Source organism: Pseudorhizobium flavum, from assembly GCF_044142885.1.
Classification (GTDB): Bacteria; Pseudomonadota; Alphaproteobacteria; order Rhizobiales; family Rhizobiaceae; genus Neorhizobium; species Neorhizobium flavum.
In genome coordinates, this window is record NZ_JBIOKZ010000014.1 from 1 (window position 1) to 14,431 (window position 14,431).

The 14,431-nt window shown below is 61.9% G+C and carries 19 protein-coding genes and 1 pseudogene; 2 read left to right on the forward strand and 18 right to left on the reverse strand.

The genetic code is table 11. The features are described from left to right. The coding region (tet, locus tag ACEPP2_RS19280) for a Tet(A)/Tet(B)/Tet(C) family tetracycline efflux MFS transporter (RefSeq protein WP_395517076.1) at positions 1–1,080 on the reverse strand (1,080 nt) is incomplete at its 3' end. A 104-nt stretch (positions 1,081–1,184) separates the two neighbouring features. Between tet and tetR(G) the strand changes: the two genes are divergently transcribed. Then, positions 1,185–1,811 (forward strand): tetracycline resistance transcriptional repressor TetR(G), encoded by a 627-nt coding sequence (gene tetR(G) / locus ACEPP2_RS19285; RefSeq protein ID WP_395517628.1) that lies wholly within the window; start codon positions 1,185–1,187, stop codon positions 1,809–1,811. Here the strand turns inward: tetR(G) and ACEPP2_RS19290 are convergent. The 12 genes and pseudogenes from ACEPP2_RS19290 to ACEPP2_RS19345 all read right to left on the reverse strand — a co-directional run. Further along, positions 1,808–1,912, reverse strand: a pseudogene (locus tag ACEPP2_RS19290) (DUF3363 domain-containing protein); the annotation flags it as partial. The gene tetR(G) and the pseudogene ACEPP2_RS19290 overlap by 4 nt on opposite strands. Before the next feature lie 212 nt (positions 1,913–2,124). Next, complete coding sequence (locus ACEPP2_RS19295; RefSeq protein ID WP_449619209.1) at positions 2,125–2,349, reverse strand: helix-turn-helix domain-containing protein; 225 nt, start codon at positions 2,347–2,349, stop codon at positions 2,125–2,127. Between the two features lie 28 nt (positions 2,350–2,377). After that, the gene (gene floR / locus ACEPP2_RS19300; protein ID WP_395517629.1) at positions 2,378–3,592 is read right to left on the reverse strand and encodes a chloramphenicol/florfenicol efflux MFS transporter FloR; all 1,215 of its coding nucleotides are present in this window, start codon (positions 3,590–3,592) and stop codon (positions 2,378–2,380) included. Between the two features lie 218 nt (positions 3,593–3,810). Continuing rightward, positions 3,811–5,718 (reverse strand): relaxase/mobilization nuclease domain-containing protein, encoded by a 1,908-nt coding sequence (locus tag ACEPP2_RS19305; protein WP_369523895.1) that lies wholly within the window; start codon positions 5,716–5,718, stop codon positions 3,811–3,813. 143 nt (positions 5,719–5,861) lie between these two features. Then, entirely contained in the window at positions 5,862–6,110 is a 249-nt protein-coding gene (locus tag ACEPP2_RS19310) for a hypothetical protein (RefSeq protein WP_156031792.1), read from the reverse strand. After that, on the reverse strand, positions 6,107–6,685 hold the full coding sequence (locus ACEPP2_RS19315) for a hypothetical protein (RefSeq protein ID WP_023512090.1): 579 nt from the start codon (positions 6,683–6,685) through the stop codon (positions 6,107–6,109). Before ACEPP2_RS19315 ends, ACEPP2_RS19310 begins: the two co-directional genes overlap by 4 nt. Further along, a complete protein-coding gene (locus tag ACEPP2_RS19320; RefSeq protein WP_023512089.1) occupies positions 6,682–7,518 on the reverse strand; it encodes a lytic transglycosylase domain-containing protein in 837 nt (278 codons plus the stop codon). The genes ACEPP2_RS19315 and ACEPP2_RS19320 overlap by 4 nt, the downstream gene beginning before the upstream one ends. Beyond that, positions 7,515–7,850, reverse strand: coding sequence for a DUF736 domain-containing protein (locus tag ACEPP2_RS19325; RefSeq protein ID WP_023512088.1), 336 nt, complete (start codon positions 7,848–7,850; stop codon positions 7,515–7,517). The genes ACEPP2_RS19320 and ACEPP2_RS19325 overlap by 4 nt, the downstream gene beginning before the upstream one ends. A 35-nt stretch (positions 7,851–7,885) precedes the next feature. Then, positions 7,886–8,431: a S26 family signal peptidase gene (locus ACEPP2_RS19330; protein WP_023512087.1), complete on the reverse strand. Its 546-nt coding sequence runs from the start codon at positions 8,429–8,431 to the stop codon at positions 7,886–7,888. After that, a complete protein-coding gene (locus tag ACEPP2_RS19335) occupies positions 8,428–8,946 on the reverse strand; it encodes a DUF2840 domain-containing protein (protein ID WP_395517630.1) in 519 nt (172 codons plus the stop codon). Before ACEPP2_RS19335 ends, ACEPP2_RS19330 begins: the two co-directional genes overlap by 4 nt. Before the next feature lie 61 nt (positions 8,947–9,007). Continuing rightward, positions 9,008–10,084 (reverse strand): replication initiator protein A, encoded by a 1,077-nt coding sequence (locus ACEPP2_RS19340; RefSeq protein WP_395517631.1) that lies wholly within the window; start codon positions 10,082–10,084, stop codon positions 9,008–9,010. Further along, positions 10,085–10,354: a helix-turn-helix transcriptional regulator gene (locus tag ACEPP2_RS19345; protein ID WP_023516906.1), complete on the reverse strand. Its 270-nt coding sequence runs from the start codon at positions 10,352–10,354 to the stop codon at positions 10,085–10,087. Between the two features lie 462 nt (positions 10,355–10,816). Here ACEPP2_RS19345 and ACEPP2_RS19350 point away from each other — a divergent pair, with 462 nt between their 5' ends. After that, positions 10,817–11,104 (forward strand): DUF2285 domain-containing protein, encoded by a 288-nt coding sequence (locus tag ACEPP2_RS19350; RefSeq protein ID WP_023517584.1) that lies wholly within the window; start codon positions 10,817–10,819, stop codon positions 11,102–11,104. Between the two features lie 127 nt (positions 11,105–11,231). Here the strand turns inward: ACEPP2_RS19350 and ACEPP2_RS19355 are convergent, their stop codons facing one another. The 5 genes from ACEPP2_RS19355 to ACEPP2_RS19375 all read right to left on the reverse strand — a co-directional run bounded on the left by ACEPP2_RS19355 (position 11,232) and on the right by ACEPP2_RS19375 (position 14,424). Continuing rightward, the gene (locus ACEPP2_RS19355) at positions 11,232–11,765 is read right to left on the reverse strand and encodes a GNAT family N-acetyltransferase (protein WP_395517632.1); all 534 of its coding nucleotides are present in this window, start codon (positions 11,763–11,765) and stop codon (positions 11,232–11,234) included. 267 nt (positions 11,766–12,032) lie between these two features. Further along, positions 12,033–12,554: a DUF2285 domain-containing protein gene (locus ACEPP2_RS19360; protein ID WP_023511901.1), complete on the reverse strand. Its 522-nt coding sequence runs from the start codon at positions 12,552–12,554 to the stop codon at positions 12,033–12,035. A 46-nt stretch (positions 12,555–12,600) separates the two neighbouring features. Further along, positions 12,601–12,816 carry a transcriptional regulator domain-containing protein gene (locus tag ACEPP2_RS19365; protein ID WP_082009501.1) on the reverse strand — a complete coding sequence of 72 codons (216 nt, stop codon included), beginning with the start codon at positions 12,814–12,816 and terminating at the stop codon, positions 12,601–12,603. Positions 12,817–13,016: 200 nt separating this feature from the next. After that, positions 13,017–13,547, reverse strand: coding sequence for an antirestriction protein ArdA (locus ACEPP2_RS19370; protein ID WP_395517633.1), 531 nt, complete (start codon positions 13,545–13,547; stop codon positions 13,017–13,019). A 337-nt stretch (positions 13,548–13,884) separates the two neighbouring features. Continuing rightward, on the reverse strand, positions 13,885–14,424 hold the full coding sequence (locus tag ACEPP2_RS19375; RefSeq protein ID WP_156134371.1) for a hypothetical protein: 540 nt from the start codon (positions 14,422–14,424) through the stop codon (positions 13,885–13,887). Between the last annotated feature and the right edge of the window lie 7 nt (positions 14,425–14,431).

A 14,431-nucleotide genomic window follows, 5' to 3' on the forward strand; every position in this document is an offset into this window, starting at 1 on the left:
GGTGGCAGAATAGAGTGCCGTGAAGCCAAGCGGTCCCGCGATAGAGCTTAGATTGGTGAGGCTTGTAAGCGTTCCCTGTAAAGCTCCTTGCTTGTTACTGCTGACATTGTTTGAAAGCATTGCCTGCAAGGCCGGCATGCCAACACCTCCGGCGGCAAGCAGCAACAAAATCGGGAACACCATCCATCCCTGCGTGGCAAAAGCCAGAAGAATGAAGCCAGTCGCATCCGCAGCCATGCCAAAGAGTAGCGTGCGCCGCTCTCCAAGCCGGCTTGAAAGCGGGCCGGTAACAAACGCTTGGAAGATCGCATGTGTTGCTCCAAATGCCGCAAGCGACAAACCAACAGTCGTGGTGTCCCACTGAAAACGGTCCTCGCCATAGATGACCCATAGGGCCGCAGGCACTTGGCCGATCAGTTGAATAATGAAGAAGACTGCGAAAAGCGCAGCTAGCCCGCGCAATGCATCATCCAGCCGGAACAGAACGAATGGTTTGATGCGAACCGGCTTTCCGGTCCCGCCATGGCTGTGATGAGTCTCCTTGAGAAAAATGCAGGCAAGCAGGAACGCGAAGCCGTTGAGAAGGGCAGCGGCGATAAACGGAGCATGGGCAGAAATACCACCGAGCATACCACCAAGTGCTGGCCCGGCAATCATGCCTGCCCCATAACAGGCCCCCATGTAGCCGAACCAGCGTGCGCGAGAACCTTCCCCCGTCGAATCCGCAATGGTTGAGGCAGCTACAGCTCCGGTTGCGCCCGTGATGCCGGAGACGAGCCGGCCGATATAGAGCACCCATAAGACCGGCGCTGATGCCATAATCGTGTAATCGACTGCGGCCCCCGCAAGGGAAGCCAGAAGCACCGGACGCCGACCGTAAGCATCTGAAAATTGTCCAAGCACGGGCGCGAAGATGACCTGCATCAACGCATAGAGTGACAGCAAAGCACCATAGTGACCAGCGACCTGCTCCGCCGGCACAAGCTCGCGCAGAAGCGTCGGAAGGACCGGCATGATGAGGCCGAGTCCCATGGCGTCGAGACTGACGATCAGCAGGGCGATGATGGCAGAGCTGCGCACCTGAAACTCCAGCGCCGCTCAATGCGAGCGACTTTATCAATGATAAGGACATGGACATAGAACTTATCGGTGATAAATTGTCAAGCGTTGGCGAAGGAACGTGAATGACCAAACTGGACAAGGGCACCGTGATCGCAGCGGCGCTGGAGCTGCTGAACGAGGTTGGCATGGACAACCTGACGACGCGAAAGCTCGCTGAACGCCTCAAGGTTCAGCAGCCTGCGCTTTACTGGCATTTCCAGAACAAGCGCGCGCTGCTTGACGCACTGGCCGAGGCAATGCTGACGGAACGCCACACCCGCTCGCTACCCGAAGAGAACGAAGACTGGCGGCTATTCCTGAAAGAGAACGCCCAGAGTTTCAGAACGGCGTTGCTCTATTATCGCGACGGGGCGCGCATCCATGCCGGCACTCGACCGACAGAACCGAATTTTGGCGCTGCCGAGACACAAATACGCTTTCTCTGCGCGGCGGGCTTTGGTCCGAAGCACGCTGTTTGGGCGCTCCGGGCGGTCAGTCACTATGTGGTCGGTTCCGTTCTCGAGCAGCAGGCATCTGATGCCGATGAGAGAGTTCCGGACAGGCCAGATGTGTCCGAGCAAGCACCGTCGTCCTTCCTGCACGATCTGTTTCACGAGTTGGAAACAGAAGGCATAGATGCTGCGTTCAACTTCGGACTTGACAGCCTCATCACCGGTTTCGAGCGGCTACGTTCATCTACAACAGATTAGGGGCTTATCCCCCTCTGCCGCGCGAGTTGCCACGATTCCGATCCGCCCTGCACGACGCCCATGACCTCGCGGCCGAGCTGGCGGTCGATGACCGGCCGCCAGCGGTGCCCTCCGTGATTTCGATGTCGAGATTGGGATGGCCCTTCCGATACTGGCGACCAGTTCTGCAAGGAAGCTGCCGGAATCAGGGCATAGACAACGATGCGTAGCCGGCCGCATTCGCCTTGCGCTGTCATGCCGGCGGTCTTGACGGCGTGATCGAGCTGATCGACGCCCACCGCGACCAGCTCCATGAAATGTCTGCCTGCATCCGTTAGCCGGACGCCTCGCGCATGGCGCTCGAACAGCAGGACACCAAGTTTTTCTCCAGCGCCTTCACGCGCGCGCTGACGCTCGACTGACTGACGCCGAGCGCGTTGGCCGCGTGCCGAAAATTCAGATGCTCGGCAACGGCCATGAACTGAACAAGGGAAATGAGCGGTATCCTGCCGGTTAGGATACCGCCATTCATGAAGCTGCGATGACGGGTGCGCCGCATGGGTGCCGACCGTCCTGCCAGTCGCCGGTCAGACGACCGGCGACCTCTCGGCGTGAACCTCACGGAATCGAAGTAGCGCAAGACCCGTCGAAACTAGCATCGCCATCGTCGTGGCGTAACAGATCACGGGCCAAGCCGTATCTCCGTTCAACAGCGTTACCGCTAGTGTCCCGACGATGCTGACGATCAGGCTTTGGACGCAGAAGTAGAAGGCGACTGCCGATCCTGCGATGTCGTCGAACTGTGCGAGAGCACCATTGGCGGTGACGGACACCGTGAAGACAATACCGACTGCCATTACCCACATTGGCAGGATGAAGCTGAGGAACGATGGTGAGCCGAAAAGTTCACCGATTCCCAACAGAATCGCCCCGCAAACGAGCAACGCCATCCCACGCGCCGCGCATCCCGCAATGCCCCATCTGGCTACAAAGGACTTCGCGAAACGGGTTGTCACAATCATGACCAGTGCGACAGTGGCGAAAGCCAAACTGAACCCGATTTCGGAATAATCGGCTTGGCCTATGAGCATTCGGGGGGCTGTCGAGAAGAAGACGAAGAAGGTGCCCATGCCAGCGCTAAAGCCGACCGTGTAAACCCAAAAGGTTGGACTCACGAAGATAGGCAAAACGGAACGGCGTGTGTTTACTTCATCCGAGGGGCGGGTTTCGTGCCATCTGAAACCGGCGTTCAAGAGTGCAGGCAACGCAAGTGCAGCCAGCGTGACGAATATCGCCCGCCATCCGAAAAACTCGCCGATCAGTGCTCCGGCGATGGGGCCAAGGGCGGGCACGAAGGCCAGCATCGAACTGAAAAGACCGTAGATGACGACACCCTCGGGGCGGCTGGCATAAACGTCGCGAACCGTCGCGAACGTCGCTACCAACGCCGCCGACGCGCCGACCGCTTGTAGCAGGCGAAAAGCGACGAAGGCTGCGGCCGTTGACGACCATGCCGCTCCGAGAGAAGCGACGATGAAAAGCGCCCCACCCGCAAGCAAGATCGGCCGTCGCCCGATGCGATCCGATATTGGGCCAAAGATCACCTGTCCCACGCCGAGCATGACCATGTAGAGGCTCAACGTGAGCTGGATCATGGATGGCGTCGTGTTTAGGATGCCGGGCATCGCTGGGACGACGGGGAGATAAATATCCATCGCCAGTGACGCGAGGATGTCGAAGGGAGCCATCAGCAGCAGGGCTGCCGGCAACGTATAGGCCCACGCGGGGCGTGTGATAGTCATGACGAATCAACCGCTCGATTAAAGATTCCGGGCGGCGTCTGCTCGTCAACAATCAGATTGGGATTGATCTTACAGAACGCCGCAACAACAGTGCTTGTTGTTGCGGCTTACTTGTCTGCTGACTTAGCGTTTCCCATGCTGATAGCTCCACACTTGGCAATACGAATATCTATCTCCTATCCGAATAGCGCCGGTGTCGCAACGCCGTTTCAGGTGCTCTAAAGTCCCAACCCCCTTTGCCGCCCTAGCTGCCACAACACCGATCCGCCCTGCACGACGCCCATGACCTCGCGGCCGAGCTGGCGGTCGATGACTGGCCGCCAAGGGACAAGGGTGAACTCATGAGATTGCTCGACCACCGCGAACTTGCCGCTCGATAGCTGCACGGTGCCGGTGAACTTGCCGCTGACGTTCTCGCCGTCCGTGGCGGCGCGGAACGGCAGCCCCTTCCTTTCGGCCATCTCCGCGCCGACGCGGGCGACCTCCCGCTCGCGCAAGGTGGCGAGAAGGCTGCGCCGATAGAAGATGCGGCCGTTCCGCGCTCGGGCAGCGTCGCCCTCTTCGATGTGATGCTCGCGGCGCTGGTCCATCGCCTCACGCACTTGCTGTCCGAAGCCGGCCGGCGCAAGATCGTCCGTTTCGCTATGGACCAATCGCCGGTCCAGCCAGGTCGCGCCATCCGATCCGACCTGCTTGCCTAGATCGAACGGGGACAGGACGCGAACGCTGGCCTGCCGGTCGCGGCCGGCGTCATGGACGGCGGCGCGGCTGACCAGATCATCGGGAATGCGCCATTGATCTGCGTCGATGCGTTCGACGATCCCGGCCCGGCGTAGCGCCTCCAGTCGGCGGACATGGGCATCGACATAGCCCTCATAGTCGCCGCTCGGAACGCGGCCCTCAAACTTCGCCTGCTCCAGATGGCGGCTCGGCCGATAGATGCCGTCCTCGGCGATGGCTGTGATGGAGCGGTCGGACGGTCGGGCCGTGGCCTCGGCCGGGCCGACCTCAATGACGCTGCCGATGCGGACATCCTCCAGCCGCTCGGGCGCGATGCCGGCGATGTGGTGCGTGCGGCCGTCGATCCCGTCCACCACAACGGTCAGGTTCTCCCCCAGCTCGTCGGACAGGTGCTTGTCCACGACGCGACCGACGATAGGCGTCTCGGGCGCTCCGTCATGGATTTGGAAGCTCATGGGATCGCGTTCGCCTCCCTGCGGGCCGAGCGCCTTCTGCATGGTGCGGATAATGTCGCCACGCTCGCCTAGCTCGCGCAGGGCAGGCTCCATGTCCTTGCTCAATTCCCAAACGGCGGGCGCGTGCTCGGTCGCCAGCCCCATCTTCTCCAGCTTGCCGAGCCTGCGCAAACGCAGCGTCCGCTCGAACTGCCGCTTCGGCTCCGCCGGTTCATGGCGCAGGTCGAGGAAACGGGCATCGGCTTCCTCGACCATGGCGCGGTCGATGCGGGTGAAACGGTCTTGGTCGATTTCGGCGGACAGCTTGCGGGTCTGCTCGATCTCGGTGACGGGGCCGAGTTCCAGACTGGCAAGCTCGCTGGCGCGTTCGCGCAGGCCAGCGGACAGATAGTCGCCATTGATGACTAGATCCCCGCCCGTATCGTCGCGGCCGTTGACAATGACATGCACATGGGAATGGCCGGTGTTGTAGTGATTGACGGCGACCCAATCGAGTTTCGTGCCGAGGTCGGCTTCCACCTGTTTCATGAAATCGCGGGTGTAGGCCGTGAGGTCCGACAACTCCGCGCCGTCCTCGGGCGAGACGATGAATCTGAACTGGTGGCGGTCGTCCTTGCCGCGATCAAGGAAGGCGTCGCCATCGGCGCGGTCCTCGGTCGCCGAATAGAGCCTGCCGCGCTCGCCATCGCGTGACGTGCCGTCGCGCTGGACATAGCGCAGATGTGCGCGGGCGCGGCCGCCCTTCCATGCGGCCCGGATGCTGCGCTGCTTGACGATCACGCGGCGGCTGCCCGGCTGGCGATGATGCCAGTGGCCGGAGATGTTCCGGGCGCGCACGAAGCTCGTGCCACGCCCGCGCTTCACGCCCTTGCCGCTGGCGACCATGGCGCGGGACCGCCCCGGCGATGACGGGCGAGCGGATGACGGCATGGAAGGATCGCGGGAGGCTGCCGCCTGATGCTGGCGGGTGATCTTCTTGACCTGCGTGAAAAAGCTCTTGGTCTTGCCGGCCTTCGGCGTGTCGGATCGGATGCGGCCGGGCTTCGGACGGAAGCGGTTTTCGTCGTCGGCGCTCACGGGCGCGACTCCTGACGAAACCGCCGAAAAACGGCCGATATCGGCCTATGGTGCCGCTCGAAACCCTGCAAAGCCAAGGCTTTGCGCGAAATCGCGGCACGCGGCCCCTCAAAACCATGGTGCCGGAACCGGCAACCTAACCAGTGTGCAGACAACAATAATTTCCAGAAGCGGCCCGATATGGTGCCGTCTTCTTTAATCTTGCCCTCCACCCTTCCTGCCTTTTCTGCCCCTCCAGCCTTCATGATCCTGCTCCATCCGCTGCACGATCCTGCACACCGCGAGGCGCTGCGGAGCGCGCCGCCGGCTCGTCCGGCAAAGCGAATTTGAGCCGCCATGTGCGCCACGCTTGGGCAACCGCCCCGGTGCCGGGAAACAGGTCGTCGAGCGTATCGTCGGGACGCGCGGCGACCATCTCGAAAGCCCAATGGCAGACCGCTTCGGGCTTCGCGCCAGTGAGGCCACGGCGAAGCGTAATGCTCTCCTGAATCCAGTCCCGCATCACCAGCCGCTTGCTGACGACAGGCTTTCGCGCTGCCTTCACGATGACCGGCTCCCATGCAAAGGCGACCGGGATATTGCGCTTGAACGCCGCAAATCCCTTCACCCATGCCATCCATCGCGCGCCCGTCCGCTCGACCAGCGGGGCAAGCGTTGCGATGGAGCGCGGCGTGGCGGCGGCGTGCAATATCCAACCGTCATAGTCGCGCTCCAGCCGCTCGATTAGGCGCACATGATCGACCTCGCCCGCGTAGTCTGGATGGTCCCGATAGAGGTGCGCGCAGCCGATATAGGGCGGGTCGGCATAGGCGATCTTCATCGGCGATCCGGCTCCGAAACGGCAGCAAACAGATCGCCAGATTGCGCCTCGGCCGGCAGCGCAGGCGCAGTTTGGGCGTCGGTCGAGCGTGTGACAAACATCGGTGATTCACGCCAATCGGGCGGCGGTGATGGTGCCGATGACGGCGGTTCGGTTGCAGCCGCGCCGCCGAGGATCGGCGCGAGCGCGGCGACATAGGCCCGCGTCTCGGCCGGCAGCGTGCGGCCGGTCGCAAGGTATTCGTCATAGCGGCCGGGACCGGCATTGTAGGCCGCCAGCATCGCCGCGACATTGCCATAGCGGTCGAACATTTCGCGCAGGTAGGCCGTGCCTGCGAGGATATTGTCGCGCCGGTCGTAGGGATCGCGGCCGAGGCCGTAGCGGACGCGCAGGCCCGCCCATGTGTCGGGCATCACCTGCATCAATCCCATCGCGCCAGCCGACGAAATCGCGCGCACGTCGCCCGCGCTCTCGGCGCGCAGCACGGCACGAATCCAGTGCTCGGGGATGCCGAACCGCTGCGACGCCTCGGCGACGTGGGTCGCATAGGGATGAGCGGCGGCCGGGCGCTCGACGGGCGCGGATTGCGCGACCGCGACGCCCGATCCGGCGCAGACGGAAAGCGCGCCGGCCAGTATCAGGACGGCATAATGCCATGCAGTCCTGTCTCCGCTTCGACACCAGCCTGCCAGCGTGCTCGCTGCGGTCAAGGGCAAGGCGCAAGCGCCGGCCGTCCGGTGGCCGAGCGGGACAGAGGGATGAGACGGCTTTTCCGCGAACAAAGGGATGACGATCTTGGACCGGATGGCGGGCCGGACGCGCGCGGCCGTCATTCCTCGTCCTCGACTTTCCGGGGGTGCTTCCAACGTAGCGTCCAGACCGATGAATCGTCGTTGGACTGGAACAGCTTGGCGCGGATCGGGAACGGGAAGATCGGCCCCTCCAGTCTCATGGACACAAAGTCGCCGGCATTTTCGCTGGAGTCTTTCCATGCGGGGCCAGCGTCCGGGCCGTCCTCGCTATCGAGGCGCAGGCGATAGTCGGGCGCGTTTTTCATGTCGCTCGGCTTGGCCGGAACGATGAACAGCTTTTCGTGGAGGCCGAACGAATGAAGCTCCCCGGCATAGCCGGTTTCGGTGCGCGTGAAGGTGCCTATTTCTGCCATGGGAAATCTCCTGTGGTTGGCTTTCGGGGGTGGTTTCAATGCGTCGGTGCGCGCCACTCGTAGCGGCCGACGCCTTCCTCATCGGTCCAGAGCGGGATCGCTCGGCCGATGACGAAAGCTGCGGGGATGGGTCCGAAATAGCGGCCGTCGAGGCTGTCGCGGACTTCCCAATTCATGAGGAAAAGCTGGCCGTCGCCGATCACGCGGCAGCCCTGCCAGACGGGCAGATCGCGGCCGAGGCTGTCACGCTCCAGCGCCTCGCCCATCTCGATCCCGTCAACCGTGATCGCGCGGCCGGTGCGGCAAACCTGCTGTCCCGGCAGGCCCAAGGCGCGCTTCAACAGCGGGACGCCGCGCGCGATATAACCGCGCTCGACCATGAAGGCGGCGAGCGGTTCGGGCGGCATGACGGCGACCAGCTCGGGCACGCCGAGCGCGTCGGCCGGCTCGATGGTGTAGAAGCCGATGGGTACGCTGGCCGTGGCGTTCCAGATGAGTTTCACGGGCCAATCGACGGCGCTGGCGGCGGCGATGCCGATGGCGGCGAGCGCCGTCACCGTGAGGATGCGGCGGCGCGTCACGGCTCGATCCTACGGCGGTGAAGCCACGCGGCATGTCGCTCGGGCGTGTAGGCGTGCGGCTCCAGATTGGCAGTCAAACGGTTGTGGACGTGCCGCCAATGCTCCGGTGCGGCGTCAGCTGGGTCGAGGCCGAGCGATTCCACGGCGTCGATGGCGGCAAGCCCGCGCTGCACCTTGGGCCAGCCGTCGAGGCGCAACAGGATTTCGCCGCCGGGGCGGACGAATGGCAATGTCTGGAACGGCTCGCCGCGCCCGATGGCCCGCACAATGTCGATGCGGGAAACGACCGTGCCATGCTCGCCATTCGCCCATCGGACGAAGGCGAAGACGCTGCCCGGCGCGAACCCGACGACGCTGCGGCGGCGGTCGATGATCTGTTCATAGCTCTTGCGGCCGAACCTGATCCAATGCTCGATGCGGCGTTTCTCGAAAGTCAGCTCGACCAATGTGGTGAAGGGCGCAGGCCCGTCCGGCAGCGGACGGCCGTGCGCGCTGCGATGGGCGCGACAGGTCATTGTGCGTCTCCGGCGATGTGCTGGTGGGGATTGCGCGCGTGCGCTGCGTCAACGGCGGGCGTCATAGCTCGCCGTTCCCGGCAGAACCGGCACCACGCTTCGCCTGCGCGCGCGTCAAAGAAAAAGAGTTAGATTCTCTGTTAGATAAGTTAGCGGTCGGATTCCGCGTTTCAGGCCAAAGCGTTAGCTGTGGTTCGTGCGCCTGATGTGCCGATAGTCGTGCGCCTGATGTGCCGATACCCCGTGCGCCTGATGTGCCGATGGTATTCACACCCTTATCAACAGTGCCTGTTGATAAGTTTTCGGGGCGGATGCGCAGCAGCTCGCGGCCGTCTTCCCGCTCGATCTGGAGGCGGTAGCCGGGGAGTTGCTGGCGGGCCGCGATCCGGCGCAGGTCCAGCGCGAAGTCGGACGGCCGGGCGAGGCTGCCGGATTTCTGATGAAGGTGCGCGACCTCGAAAATCCAGCCATGGCGCTGGTGCCCGGCGTGCTTTCGGGCGACGCGATAAAGCCATCGCTCGATGCCGCCAGTCAGCCGGAAATAGGCCGGGTCGATGGTCAGGACCAGCGAGCGGTCAATGACGCTGTTGTAGAACCATTCGGGCAGGACGAACTCCATGCCCTCGACGCGGCCGGCGCGCGTCGTCATTTCCTCCCACTCGTTGATCCATGAGAATTGCCGGCGACGCCAATGCGGGCCGTTGCGGATCGTGGTGGCGATGACAGTCGATTGCAGCCGCGCCAGCGCGGCCTTGAGCAATAGATATTGCCGGTTGCCGGTCGGCCGGCCGATGGCGCGCAACAGATGGTAGGGCGTGAAGCGGAAGAAACGCGATGTGGTGAGGCCGTTGTTCTCGGCCGCGACGATCTGCGAGGCCGCCCATATCAGCACGTCGGCGTCCCAAATGGTCGCCATCCCATGCTCGGGCATCCCGAACACCTGCACCTCTATGTCGGCGGCCTTATAGAGAATCGGCTTGGTGCGCGGGGTCTTCGCCAGCGAGAAAAACGGCCGTTCCATCAAGTCGCGCTGGTCGCGCGGCGGCGCATCGCCCGTGGCAACCACGAAAGGGTCTAGGCGGCTGCGCTCGCTGTCCTCGGTCGGCGGCGCGGGGGCGTGATCGTCCTCGCGCAGCATTTAGCACTCGTCCCGTTCTTCGGGCGTGAGCGGACGGGCGGGAAAGACTGTGCCGGCGGTCTTGTCGCGGGTGGATTTGCGTTCGCCGACCGCGCTCCAGTCTTCCAGATCGCGGACGGTGTAGAGGACGCGACCGCCGACCTTGCGATAGGTCGGGCCGGTGCCATAGGTGCGATGTTTCTCAAGGGTGCGGATGGATATGCCGAGGAAGCGCGCGGCTTCCTTGGTGCGCAACAGGCGCGGCGGCAGGCCCGCAAGCGGGTTGGGCATGGATCACCTCCAGTCGGGATTGGGCTGCCGGGGGGCGGCAGCGGACTGTGGCGAACCATGGCGAGGGATCGGCGGCGCGTAGCGTGCCGCATTTGCGCCTATGCGTTGGCGGCACCCCCCTCGGGGCATCTTGCGGCTAATTGGTGTGGGATTTCAGCGGCCCGTCGCGGTGTCACGCCGAAAAGGCAAAGACATTCCCGCGCAGTTCGGCTAAGATTGCGGGTGGAGCAGACGCGCTGCTCTGGGGCGTAGTAACCCCTCACGGATGGCCGGTGCCAGCCAGAACGGCACCAACTCCTTGACCTATGGTCGGGGAGCCTGTGGCGTATACAACAGGCTTTCCGAGCTAAAGGCCATGGGGCCGTTTCGTGACGGTTACTAACTCCCCGATCACCAAGAGTCAGAGAGAATCGTTTGCGGGGGCGCACCGCAGACAAGCTCTGTCAGATACGGGGAATGACTATGCGGGTTCCTGTCGAACTCGATCCCGATGTGGACGACGAAGCGCCGACCGGCGACACCATAACCGTCTATGACGAACGGCATTTCGTGACCTATCTACGCTTGCTGGATGCCAAGGCCGAGGGCGCGGACTGGAAGGTAGTCGCGCGGATCGTGCTTCACCGCGATCCGGCTGCCGAGGAACTTCGGACCTATCGTTGTTGGCAAAGCCATCTCGAACGCGCGCAATGGCTTTCGCATGAGGGCTATAGGAAGATTCTGGAACAGGCGGCAGCTAACAAGGCGTGAGCATCGGCGGTTTTTAGCTTACTTCACCTCGCAAGCTTTGGAATTTCACAATATCCGACCGGCAGGAATCGACCTCATCGCTGACGTTTCGAGTGGCTTTGTCGCGTCCTAAAAGCTGATATGTCTCTCAATTGTTGGCCCATTCTGAACAGGACAACTCATACGTTACCTCGCCGTGCTCCGTGCCGGGTATGGGGTCGGGAAAATCCAAGAAATCCGTCCGCGTGTGTATCATGCCAACCTTCTCCATTACACGGCGTGACCCTTGGTTGACCGCCATTGTATTGGCCACAATCTTGTCATATCCCGCAACCTCGAAGCCCCAACCGATAAGAGCCAAAGCTCCTTCAGTTGCCAGCCCCTGACCCCAAGCTTCCCGGCGCAGTCGATATCCGATCTCAGCTAACGCCCTCCCTTTCGGCAACAAGCAGAACCAGCCGACGAACTCGTCATCCTCATTGCGTCGCGCTGTCCAGACGTTCGGCTCGGTTCCTCGTGGCATGAGAAACGGCGCGGTCGTCGAATCGATCCTGTCATGATCAACCGCACCATTGTTAAGAAACCGCATCACTTCTGGGTCAAGCTCTAGCTGGATGAAGTTAACACGATCCACCGGGGCGCAAGGACTGAAAATCAAACGCAGCGTCTTTAGTAAGGTCATGGTAAATTTCCTCAAAATAAATTTCAGGCATGGTCGTGCGACATCATGGATTGCGCAACGAGTTATTCAGCTGAGCAGCCGCCTTGCCGTTCATGAAACATGAAGCAGTCTGTTAGCTCCACTCCATTCCTGCTGAAGTTCTCACAGGAATTCTAAAGTCCGCAACATTTCCCCGAGGGCTGGCTTTCCGGCTCTTTTCGTGTCGCACCTCTTTGTTGCAACTGGCAGTAAGTTTGCGACTTGCAACAAGACGGTGCTCGCTAACGATCAACGCTTGCCGGGCTTGATAGGGTAGTGGAGCAACAGGCGATAGCCGCCGCACATCATCTTGATGCCGTGCGCAACCAGACGGCGGGCCTTGTTCTTGCGCGGGTCGTTCTCGAAATCCTCCTTGGAGCCGCGAAAGCCGAGCAGGACTTCGGCGATGGTGCGATAGCTTTCTCCGCGCAGTCGGGCGTCGAGCGCGCGCAGGGACAGGATATGCCATTGCCGGAGTTGGGCAGGAACGGCCCGGAAGTCGGGACCGGGCGCGCGGCCGTTGAGGGACCGCCAGAAACGGCGGGCAGCGTGAGCGCGAAGCTCCAGAAAGGAATCCATCGGCAGGGTGACGGCATAGAAGGCGGCTGCGTCGGGCACCGCCTCGGGAAGCCAGAATTGATGTGTGACGCCATCAACCTGCCAGATACCATGCCAGCCATCGGCAGCGCGGCGCAGATCGAGGCCGGCGAGTTGCGCAAGCGTCAATATCGGTTCGGTGTCGCCGTCCTTATGCTCGACGGGCGACAGCATCACCGCTTGCGGTTGAAGGTTCGGACTCCAGATTGGCGGCGGCCGGTCATGCGGCGCGTCGGGATCGCATGGGAAATCGCAACCCCCAGCGATCCGCGAACGCTTCAAGGTCACGGCCGGACGGTCCTCCGGTTAGTGCGATGGTCAGGAAATCCTGACGATAATCGTTATTCCGGCGCAGATATTCCCAAGCGAAACCGGCGGCCGAAATGTGCTTCGCGTGCCTGTATGCCGCCGGCGAACGCCAGTCGATGCTAAGCATGGCGTCACCTCCCAAAGCCGGGGCGCGCAAGGCAGCGCCCAGCCCTTAGAGGTTCAAAGATCGCTAGAAATATAGAAGCCGCTCAAAGCAGATACGTTGAGCGGCCAACCCGATCAATATTGGTTATTTTCTGCTTAACACTATTTCGATGTTTCCGCGACACGCCCGCCCGCAAAAGTGCGGGCAAGGCGCTCCGGCTTTCATTGGCTGGAAAACACATGCACTTCGTCATGTGCGGTTTCGACTGTGAAAAACTCGCCGTTCATTTCAGCGTCACGGGCCATTGCTTTCCAATCAATATAGTAGCGCAGCGCCTCGGGAATCGTGACGCCGCTTTCAGCGGTCAAATCCTCCATGAAGTCGGCAAGGCTGGGGAATTGGCCATGATAGCAGTCCCGCAAAGCGGTTTCGGCTTGGTCCATGTCACCGACGAACTGCTCCAGCAAGCCAGCGCCTAGCGCGCCATGCTCGGCGATGAAAGCGCCCATGCGTGCCACGGTGTCGATGCCGGCATATTCCTTGATGCTGACGCCTTCGAAACCCTCATAGTCATGAATGGCGTATTCCTCCGCGCCCTTGATCGGCGAGCGCGCTAGCATCGCGGCAATCTCGTCCCTGATTTCGTCCGCGCCCTGATCCGCGTCGATCCAAGCGCCGTGCAGATACTCGTTATTGTAGGCGGCAAGGCAGGCGACATAGATGCGGGGATTGCTGTCGGAAAGGTTGGTCATGTCTCTGATCCTCGGGTTTGGGGTTCAGAGCAGCGAAGCGCCGCTCCTGAACCCTTGCCCGGCGGCGAGCCACGGGTAGCAAGGTGCAGGAGAAGTCTTTGGCACCGTGGAATAAATGGAGGGGACCCGCTTGCGGGGAGCGGGCCGTTTATGCCGCGAAAGGCCGGAGAGTTTTCTTGCGCCGCGCGAGGGCAACGCCCTTAGCAACCTTCTTCCTAAGATGAGACGCGGCGGCAGCCGCGCCGGCCCGGAGGCGAACGCGCTTCCACATTGCGCTGTAGAGAGCCGGAGGGCCGCCAGTAACAATGTCCCGGCGCATTAGCGCCGGGTCTGCATATCAGCTTGAAGGCACAAACGCGCGTGGTTGCCGAACGCAAAGATCGGAAACCGGCAAGAACGTCTCTATGAGAAGGTGCGGCCTTGGTGCGGTCATTTCGGATGCAGCGACATATCTCAAGGCGTATTCGGACGCCGCCGTGTGCAGCGCATTGATGGCAGCGAGGTATTCTTCCAGAAGGGCCACGGGATCATCATCAAAACGATCCGGCCATTTCCCATCGGCTTGGGCGTTCTGCCAAACCTTCCGAGCTTCCGATGCAGCCTCATCTCGCAGAAGTTGGTTCAGATCATCCGCCCAAAGCGCCGCGATGCTGTGACCATATTTCTTTTTCACATCGTCAAGCGTGAGTCCCGCCCCAAGCAGATTTGCTTTTAGCAGCACCTCAATTCCGTGCGCTGTGAGATGGAGGACCGGAGTAAATAGCACTCTGGATGACTGGTATTCCTCCGACCGCCGGAGCACGTCTGCTGCGGTCAAGAATCGCTTGGCCGTTGCGAGCAGCTTCCAATGATCGGTATCGCTAAATTGCTCGGTCACGGCCCCT